The sequence below is a fragment of the Pseudomonas sp. PICF6 genome (assembly GCF_009831705.1).
Taxonomy (GTDB): domain Bacteria; phylum Pseudomonadota; class Gammaproteobacteria; order Pseudomonadales; family Pseudomonadaceae; genus Aquipseudomonas; species Aquipseudomonas rhizophila.
Window position 1 is genome coordinate 103,453 of sequence record NZ_WUUD01000002.1, and the last position, 8,719, is coordinate 112,171.

Annotated in this window: 7 protein-coding genes; all 7 read right to left on the reverse strand. The window is 58.1% G+C overall.

Translation table 11 applies throughout. The features are described 5' to 3' along the window. Positions 1–62: 62 nt before the first annotated feature. Positions 63–947: a serine/threonine-protein kinase gene (locus GSM73_RS01560; protein WP_306110005.1), complete on the reverse strand. Its 885-nt coding sequence runs from the start codon at positions 945–947 to the stop codon at positions 63–65. Between the two features lie 44 nt (positions 948–991). Further along, positions 992–1,717 (reverse strand): PP2C family serine/threonine-protein phosphatase, encoded by a 726-nt coding sequence (locus tag GSM73_RS01565; RefSeq protein ID WP_160891386.1) that lies wholly within the window; start codon positions 1,715–1,717, stop codon positions 992–994. Continuing rightward, entirely contained in the window at positions 1,717–5,196 is a 3,480-nt protein-coding gene (gene tssM / locus GSM73_RS01570) for a type VI secretion system membrane subunit TssM (RefSeq protein ID WP_160891387.1), read from the reverse strand. Before tssM ends, GSM73_RS01565 begins: the two co-directional genes overlap by 1 nt. Positions 5,197–5,209: 13 nt before the next feature. Then, positions 5,210–6,073: a type IVB secretion system protein IcmH/DotU gene (gene icmH / locus GSM73_RS01575; protein ID WP_160891388.1), complete on the reverse strand. Its 864-nt coding sequence runs from the start codon at positions 6,071–6,073 to the stop codon at positions 5,210–5,212. A 5-nt stretch (positions 6,074–6,078) separates the two neighbouring features. Further along, positions 6,079–7,410, reverse strand: coding sequence for a type VI secretion system baseplate subunit TssK (gene tssK / locus GSM73_RS01580; RefSeq protein ID WP_160891389.1), 1,332 nt, complete (start codon positions 7,408–7,410; stop codon positions 6,079–6,081). Beyond that, complete coding sequence (gene tssJ, locus GSM73_RS01585; RefSeq protein ID WP_047226794.1) at positions 7,407–7,910, reverse strand: type VI secretion system lipoprotein TssJ; 504 nt, start codon at positions 7,908–7,910, stop codon at positions 7,407–7,409. Before tssJ ends, tssK begins: the two co-directional genes overlap by 4 nt. Positions 7,911–7,915: 5 nt before the next feature. Then, a partial coding sequence (gene tagH / locus GSM73_RS01590; protein ID WP_256676640.1) for a type VI secretion system-associated FHA domain protein TagH occupies positions 7,916–8,719 on the reverse strand: 804 nt, incomplete at its 5' end.

The following is an 8,719-nucleotide window of genomic DNA, read 5'->3' on the forward strand; positions in this document are numbered from 1 at the left end:
AGAGCGCCCACCATGCTTCTCATGTTCTGGAATTGCCCGATCGCGCCATGCTCGCAACCAGTTCACCACCAGGACGACTCAGCACCCAAGGCGTCACGCAACTGCGCCGCAGTAATGCGGCGCTGTCCCGGATCAAACGTCAGCGCCAAGCGCAACGCCGCCCAGCAACGCCTGGGCAAATTGCGCGGAGCTTTGAGTTCGCGCTCCATGCGGGCGTCTCGAGCTTGGGTTGAAGGTAAACGGCGGAACGGGTGTTTGCCGCTCGCCAGTTCATACAGTAAGCAAGCCACCCCATAGGCATCGGTCCCCTCTGACAACGGTGCGCCGTCAAGCAACTCAGGGGCGGCGTAGCTCGGGGTCCAGGCGTTGAGGCGATCTCGACTCAGGTTTGGCAGGCTCTTCAAAGGCCCTTCTTGCGCCAGGCCCAAGCCGAAATCAAACAAACGCACCCCCTCCTCGCTGAGCATGACGTTGCTTGGCTTCATGTCCCCATGCAGCACGCCCCGGCTGTGGGCATACGCCAAGGCGTCGAGCAGCGGCGCGGCGATGGCTTGCAATTCATGCCAGGGCAAACCCAGCGGCCGCTCGCAAAGCAGTTGGTCCAAGGTCAAGCCACGCATCAGTTCCATGGTGATAAAAGCCCGTCGATGGTCAGCGTCCACTTCGAAGGTGTATGGACGCAACACGTTCGGGTGATGTAATCGCCTACTCAAGGCGAACTCACTGTAGAGCAGCGCGCTCGCGTCAGGCGAGCCATCGAATTGCTCACTGAGCATTTTCAACGCAACGTATGGATCGGGATCACCGTATTGTTCGTGTAGCAGGTCCCGTACGCGATACACGACCCCCATGCCTCCTGCTCCGAGCAGGCGTTCTAGGCGATAGCGACCGGCGAGTATTTCGGGCATGTCGCTGACACAGCGCTCGCGCAATGTCGTCGAATGCAGAGCGTTGGAGAAGGCGAAATATGTGTGGTGGCTCCCCTCTTCGCTCACTGGCCAATCACCACCGCCGTCAAGTTGTCCTTCGCAGCGCCACGCAGTACTTGTTCGAAAAGACACTCCAAGGCAGTGCAAGGTGAAGCAAGGCTCAACGCGTCCCCCAGGGCTTGTGCACTTAGATCCTGATACAAGCCGTCAGTGCACAACAAAAACGTATCGTGCGGATGAATCTCCAGCTCCAAAACCTCCAGGCTCAATTCTTGCGCAGCGCCGACGGCGCGAGTCAACGCCTTCGCTGCCGGGTGGGCACGGGCCTCATGAATATCGATGTGTTGCTTGTCGATCATTTGCTGTTGCAGTGAGTGGTCCCTGGATAACTGATAAAGCCGTCGGTCGCGCCACAGATAACATCGGCTATCGCCTGCCCAAATACACGCTCCACGGTTGCCTTCCAGCAACAATGCCACCACGGTGCTGCCCATGATTGCGCAATGACGTCCTGTGACAGTCAGTTCTTGGTTCAATCGCCGATTGATCCAGCGCAGGCACTGGCGCACCGCTTTCGAACGCTTGTCGAGGTCTTGGTGCAGCGGCAACTCCGCCAGATTGGCAACAATCAATTGGCTGGCGATGTCACCCCGCGCATGACCGCCCATCCCGTCGGCCACCACCCATAGCCCCTGTTGTGGAGATTCGAGAAAGGCATCCTCGTTCCGCCCCCGAACCTTGCCAGGGTCTGTACGTGCGGCGCTGCGCCATCGATCCACAGCCTGCATCAAAGCTGCACCGGCATTCGAAAAGTGCGCAGCACGCTCGTGTCGAAAGGGTTGGGGGTGCGTTGGCTCGTTAACAGATAATTGGCTCGCAAGCCGCCCAGGTCTGCCTTGAGTACGCGCACATCGCGCCCGGTCAGGTACTCGGTCTGCATCAGGTCAAACAAACGAAAAAGCGACCATGGCCCCGTATTTTTCTCGATACCCAGCCCTCGCCCGACCATTTTGTCCAGCACCAGGGCGGTTCGCCCATCCTGGGCATCACTTGGCCAGGTGAATGTCACAGGCAAGATCGGACCATGACGGTACTCAAGCGTCTTGTCGCCAAAACGGAATTCGGCCCGACTCACAGCCGGATCCAGCGTGTACGGCTCAAGTTTGAACTGCACCTGCGGCTCGGCCGGATTTTCGGCAAAAAAACTCCGGCGGATGGTGTTCGCCGCAGTCATCTGGTCGAGATAGGCCTTGGACACCGGCAAGCTTTGACCGTCGATGCTGCGCAGGCGATAGTGCCCAGGATGACCGCTGACGAAGGGCCGCATGTAACTCTCGAAGAATCGATCGACAACGCCCTGATCCTTGAAGAACTCTCGGAAGTCGTTGACCGCCACGTCACTGCCACTGTGAGCGCTGAACGGATATCGCTTATAGATTGCCTTGCCGTAAAAGTTGTAAATCTCGCTCTGGTAGCGCTGGTTCAGGTAACGGTAGGAATCATTGAGCACCAAGCGCCAGCTGTCCTCGGCCAGAACGTAAAACCATTGGCTGACCGGACGCGGCAAACGAGCCGAGGCGCTGCGCAGGTTACTCAGTGCATCACGCTGACCGCCCATACGCCGCTTGGCCCATTCGAACGCAGCCTGCTCCGGTGTACCGGCACGGACAAGGTTAGCCAGTTGTAATTGCACCTCGTCCAGCGCCTGCAAGGCCTGAGTCAGCTCGGGCATCGGACTATCATCAAGATCCAGCAGACGGTGCAGTGGCTCGAAACGCCGTCGCAATGTTTTTTGCGCGGTATCCGGCAGATTTCCGGCTAAGGAATCAGCCGTTTTCTCAGTTATGGCAACGATGTGTGTCATGGCACGCCCACCGCTCCCGACCGCAGGCTTCACATCATCGATACGCTCTGCAACGCTCAGGATTTGCGTGTGCTCACGCACCTGCACCAGCATCCGCAGGATCGGCGAGTGAGCCGAGGTCAATCCGGCCAGTTGCTCGGCACCCTCCCCCATATCGCCGATCGATTGCAGGGTAACCCGGCCAACTGCTTCGCTCCATTGGTCGGCATAGTCGCTAAAGTACAGTTGCTCCAGTTCGATCATCAGTCGCCGCATGTCCATGCCGCTAAGACCAGCGCCCTCGCCCAGTACCCAATTGTCCCGCAGCAACTCCGTGACCAGAGTTGCACCCTGAACTGAAAAGTATCGCTCGTACCCCTGGCGGGTGTAGAAACCCGGGATCACATGATCAGTGCCTGCCAACAACACACCCTGTGGTCCCAAATGTTGACTGAGACGGTATTGCGGCAGGTGACTGGCCTGTTCTCGGAGCATTCGGTAAACGACGCTCGCCAGGGACTCACTGCGCAGGGTCTCACGGGCACTGGCCACCAGCGACTCGTCAAGCAAATAGGTGAACGGCTGGTCAAGCAGACGCTGAAAGTGAGCATTCAAGCCATCCTGCACCGCCGTATTGCCGGCGTAACGCAGCGACCAGTCGCTGGCAAGCCGATCCTTTAGCCACGCAGTGTCGCGACGCTCCTGCAGGTTAAGCATCAAGTACGCGCGCAAGCTATTGAGCAAATGTTCGCGGCTATTCAAATTGCCGCGGATGTGCGCCTCAAGCATCTGGGCGACCCGAGGCAGCAGGTGAGCTTGTAATTCACGCTCGTAAGTGCCGACCACCGTTGGATTACTCGCTTGGCCCTGGTACAGACCGATACGCTCATACAACGGTACCTCCCCCTCATGGGGGAAAACCCGCGTGGCTTCGTAACGGATATCAAGGAACTTGAGCATCGCGTCATCACCGGCCACCAGAACCGAGCGCTGCTGATCCCAACGTTGCGCCAACGTACGCAAGCTCTCCAGACGCTCATGGTTGGCCGAAAAACCATTCGCCCACAACAACCCGAACACCCCAAGGACCGCCAGCGCTCCCAGGTACAAAGCACGCTGGCCCCAATGAATACGTCTACGTTCGCGCTGATCGAGGCCGGCGAGGTCGGCCTCCGGAAAAATCACCTTCATGAGCAAGTGTTGGACAAATCGCGAACGTCCTCCAGGTGCCACAGCCGTACTGCGTAGACTGGCATCGCCTTGGACGGCCGAGCCCCTGCCAAAGGCTGGCGGGGAAGCGCACGTCAGGTAGAACCCGCGTAACTGGCAAACATCGCCGGTGAAGGCCATCTCTACCAGCAGCCGCAAACTGGCCCCGATATGCCCCAGTTGATGAGGAAAATCAAGGATCTGACTACGGCGTCGAGTATCGCGCTCCTGATGCATGCGCATGAGTACCTGACTATTAACGCGATGCAGCAACGCCTCGAATTCGGCTTGCAACACCGCCCCATCGTTGCCGCACTGGTCCTGGCTGAAACTCGCGCCCAGCACCTGATCACTTTCCTCGCGAGTCAGCGAATCGAAGAACTCGTTAAAGCCAGGCACGCTGTCCGCTTTGCTAAGGACCAGATAAATCGGCACATCAACGTGCAACCGACGTCGTACCTCCTGCAAGCGGCCACGAATCTGGCAGGCCAACATAGTGACTTCATCCTCACGGGCCAGCAGCAGGACGTCGATCGGCACAACCATCAGCAAGCCATTCAAGGGCCGATAGCGGCGACGTCTGCGCAGCAGCTCCAGCAAAGCCACCCAGGCACTGCCGTCGGCATCGGAATCCTCCTGGCTCAAGTAGCGCCCGGGCGTGTCTACCAGCACGGCGTGCTCGGCAAAGTACCAGTCGCAACTGCGGGTGCCCGATACATCAGCCATCGGCTTTTGCTCATGCCTGTTGATGGGGAACTCCAGCCCCGAGCGGTCCAGCAGACTAGTCTTGCCACCAGCGGACGGCCCCATCAGCAGATACCAAGGCAGTTCGTTTCGCCAGCACCCGCCACGACCAGAGTAAAAACGTGAGGTTTTCAGCGTTCTTAACGCCTGCTTGAAGCGCGAGCGCAGTTCGCGTTGCTCATCGTCAATGCTGATCTGGCGCCGAATGGCATCCCGGTCGCTGGTGACCTCCTTGGTTCTCAGGTTCGCGCCGGCTCGCCCATTAACGAAAACCATGCCCAGCCCCCAACCCAGTAGCAAGATGCTGATCGACAGCAGCCGTGCCGTCGGGGTCGACCAAAACTTGTAATCATTGACCGCCAGCAGCGGTCCGACGAACCAGACCAACAACCCCGCACAAAATACCAGCAGCAACGTCCAGACCCAGGTTCGACGCACACAAGCACCGGCTTTTCGGAAAAACGATTTCATGACACGTCCCTGTTTACGGTCGCGGCTGAGCGGTGACCGGCTCAAGCGATTGATAAGGTTGCAGTACGCTTTCGCGATGCTCGTCCAGTACCCAGGTGAAGCTCCAATACATCACCCCCAGACATACCAGGGTGAAGGCCACCACTGTCCAGGCCGGGACAATGCGCACCGGAGTGCGAGGTACGCCATCGAGGCCTTCCCAGTGGGGTGACAGTTCACGAGGGATGTCACCTCGGACCTGACGGATCATTCGGTAAAGCGCGTCACGGATGCTTTCGAGCTCAAGAACTCCACGGGCCTGAACCCGATACTTGCCTTCGAAACCCAGGGAGAGGCACAAGTACAGCAGCTCAAGCATCGGCAGATGCTTGATGGGATTTTTCGACAGGCGATCGAGCAACTGGAAGACTTTCTCTCCGCCGAATGTCTCGTTGTGAAAGGTACTGAGTAGACTGATTTGCGACCAACCGCTCCCATGACCCCACGACGTGGTAGCTACCGCTTCATCAATCACTGTGCACAGCACGTAACGAGCGGCGATCAACTGGCTGCTTTCAACACCACCTTGCAAGGCCCGGGCTTCGAACTGTTCCAAGCCCCAGGTCAGTTCACGCTTGAGCGTTTGCAGATCTTCTCGATCACGACCGTTTTTGAGCCGCACCACTTGCGACAGCAAGCCGGATGCCGCCGCCACCAGTGGATTGAGGCTGACATTCAATGTCCGGGACGGCGATAGGTGAGCGGCGTAGACCATTCGATCTTGCAACTGTTCGATACGTGGCGGTGGGATAGCGTCGGTCAATGGCCCGGAGCCGGGGCGTTGGCCATGATGATCGAGCAGAACCGTTGTTTCGTCCTGAGGATTTTCCTTATCCATTTCGTTCAGTTCCTGATGGCCCAAAAATTCAGTTCAAGGTCAGCAAATTCCCCGGAAACATGGAAAGCAAAGCCCGCAGATTGCTTCAGTTGAGCAAGGTCTTCGGGACTGGGTTCGAGGATGAAATAGGTTTTGTTGACATGAAACGCAATCTGCCGCGGCGCCACGGGCAAAGGCCGGATCTTGATGCCAGGCAGATGCAGGTTGACCAATTGGCGAATGCGTTCCACCGGACCGACCTTCAGGTGCGCAGGCAAGCGATGGCGCAAAGCTTCGCCGTCGCAGTTGGCACTTGCCGCCAATACGAACGAAGCCGAGTCCAGTAACGAAAGATCCGGTATCGGCGAGACCATGATCCCGTACTGACGCACCTGCAATTGCAGCTCGATAGCATGCTGCTCAAGCACCATCGACAGCATCTGGCGGATCGCTTGCATCAGGCTTCGAAAGCACGCGCCCTGATCATTGTGCTGGTAGCGGTTGTTGAGCGGCGGGCGCTTGTTGTCACTGGAGAAAGTCGCCAAATCACCTAACAGAGCCAATAGGGCGCGGTATAGCGTTTCGGGGTGTGCCTGTTCCAGCTCTAGATAATGACGCAGCAACAGTTCGGTGCGGTTGATCATCTGCAGCATCATGAAATCGCCGACTTGTGCGCCCCCCGTCTTGCCATTGGTACGAATCCGATCAGCTAGGCTGTCACCCCGATAGGCAAGCATGCCGACGACTTCCTTGAGGCATGACAGCAGATAACTGGATGACCGAGCCTGGATAAACGTTGGCACAAAGTCTGGATTGAGCTTGATCACTCCATCAGACGTCGTATCGAGTACCTCACAGAGCTTGAGTCTCACAAACGCTTGGTCGCTTTGCTGCTCGCCCAATAGCAGGCGCAAGTCCGCGCGACCACAACTGATCACGCTTGCGTTAGCATCTCCTGCATTGGAGTCGGTGACCCGCGATTCATAGGTCGTGAAGCGGGCCACCACATCAGACTGCTCTGGGCGGCGGGCCTCGATGTGATTGCCGGTCACCAGCGGCAGGGCCAGGTAAATCGACGTATTGCGGGTATTGGATGGCACCTCCAGGGTCACTGGTTCGGCGTTGCTACCCAACTCGAACAAACTGCCGTCCGGCAGGACCCCCGAAGCGTGGCTGACCACCAACTGGCCCATGCCAAGAAACTGAGCATCGATTTCCAGCGCCAGAAAACCCCAGGCATAACTGGCCAACAAGCGGGTGCGGACCTTCAACTGGTGATCGAAGTAGCGATCGTTGTGCTGCAAATGCTGCGGACGCAGCAACATGCCTTCCTGCCAGATGACTTTATCGTGATTCATCGGTCATCTACCTTGGCTGTTTTTTCAAAGGTGCTGGCGATACCTTCCTGATCGAGAGTCAGGTTCACTTCGGTCACCTGCGCCGCGGCGAGTGGCAGTGTGTAGCGCCATCGGGTTTGCGGCAGGTCGCGGTACGCTGCCAGCACGCCGACATAATGACCGCCCCCCACGATGCCAAGCCTGAGTTCGATGGTTTCACCCGGACGCAGCTCCAGTTCTTCGCTGGAAACCAGATCGGGCGATAGGGTTTCCCTAGCGCGCTCGTACAGACTGAAGAAGTCCGCATTCTCGAAAGCCACCGGATGCTTGAGTTCAAACAACCGCACCACCACTGGCGACGGTCGTCCGTTGAGGTCCGGGTTGAGTTGATCAGTAGCAGTCAGCGTGAGGTTGAGCTTGGTTATCGTCGAAAATGGCGATAGCGAGGCGCAACCGGCCAGCAGCACCGTAGTGACAAGCACTGTTAAATTTCGGAGAAAAAACATCGTGCGGCGAGACATGTCCATCATCCGTGGCGATCATTGTGCAGAGTGGAAACTAAACGAATCTGTTCTTCATAAGCCTGGGCAAAGTCGCGAGCCAGCAGGCGCTCGGTCCACTCATCGTCCTGGCACAGGGATTGGTGATAGCGGCCGTAAGCCCTCCAGTAGCGGCCCGAGGTATTGACCAGAGGCTTGTCACCCAGCGCCAGACGAAGCATCAATTGCCGGGGTGAAAAATGTTCCAGCGTTGCACGCAAGGTCGCGCGACTGGCACTGAGCAAGGCCACTTGATGGGCCTGTAGATCGCGAAATGCCCGAGCGATAGCTTGTTCGGCCGACAACTGGCCAGGCTTGTCCGACCTCAACAGCATCTGCAGCGCGTGATGGCTGTCGTCGGCAAACTTCAACGGGTTCTTCTGCTCGCCCTCGACGACGGTGTGGGCCAGACGCAGTTCGTTTTTCAACTCCGAACGAATCCGCAGGCTCCGCTGCAAACCCTTGACGCTTTGCTTGAGCAGCACAGCAGCGTTGATCGCCAAGGCTTCGCGGGCCTCGCCGTCCAGGCTATTGAGGTCCATGCCCAGCGCGCTGCCGAAGCGCTCCCAGAAACCGTCGTTTGAGGATTCCAACGCGCCGGACGTTGGGGCCGTGACCGGCTCAGGTGTAGTCACAGCGTCGACCAGCTCCGGCAGTAGCAGGCTTTCCATATCGACACGAGCGTAGTCCGAACGCCCCGGGGTGTCGGACGGGACCGCAGCGGGGTTTATCAGATTATCGATATCAGAAAACATCTGCTCTCGTTGATCCATGGCCTTCAGCGGGTCTAG

Coding starts and splice junctions, on each gene's coding strand:
- GSM73_RS01565 (WP_160891386.1), bottom strand. CDS start 1,717: ATGCAGGCTGTGGATCGATGGCGCAGCGCCGCACGTACAGACCCTGGC.
- tssM (WP_160891387.1), bottom strand. CDS start 5,196: ATGAAATCGTTTTTCCGAAAAGCCGGTGCTTGTGTGCGTCGAACCTGG.
- icmH (WP_160891388.1), bottom strand. CDS start 6,073: ATGGATAAGGAAAATCCTCAGGACGAAACAACGGTTCTGCTCGATCAT.
- tssK (WP_160891389.1), bottom strand. CDS start 7,410: ATGAATCACGATAAAGTCATCTGGCAGGAAGGCATGTTGCTGCGTCCG.
- tssJ (WP_047226794.1), bottom strand. CDS start 7,910: ATGTCTCGCCGCACGATGTTTTTTCTCCGAAATTTAACAGTGCTTGTC.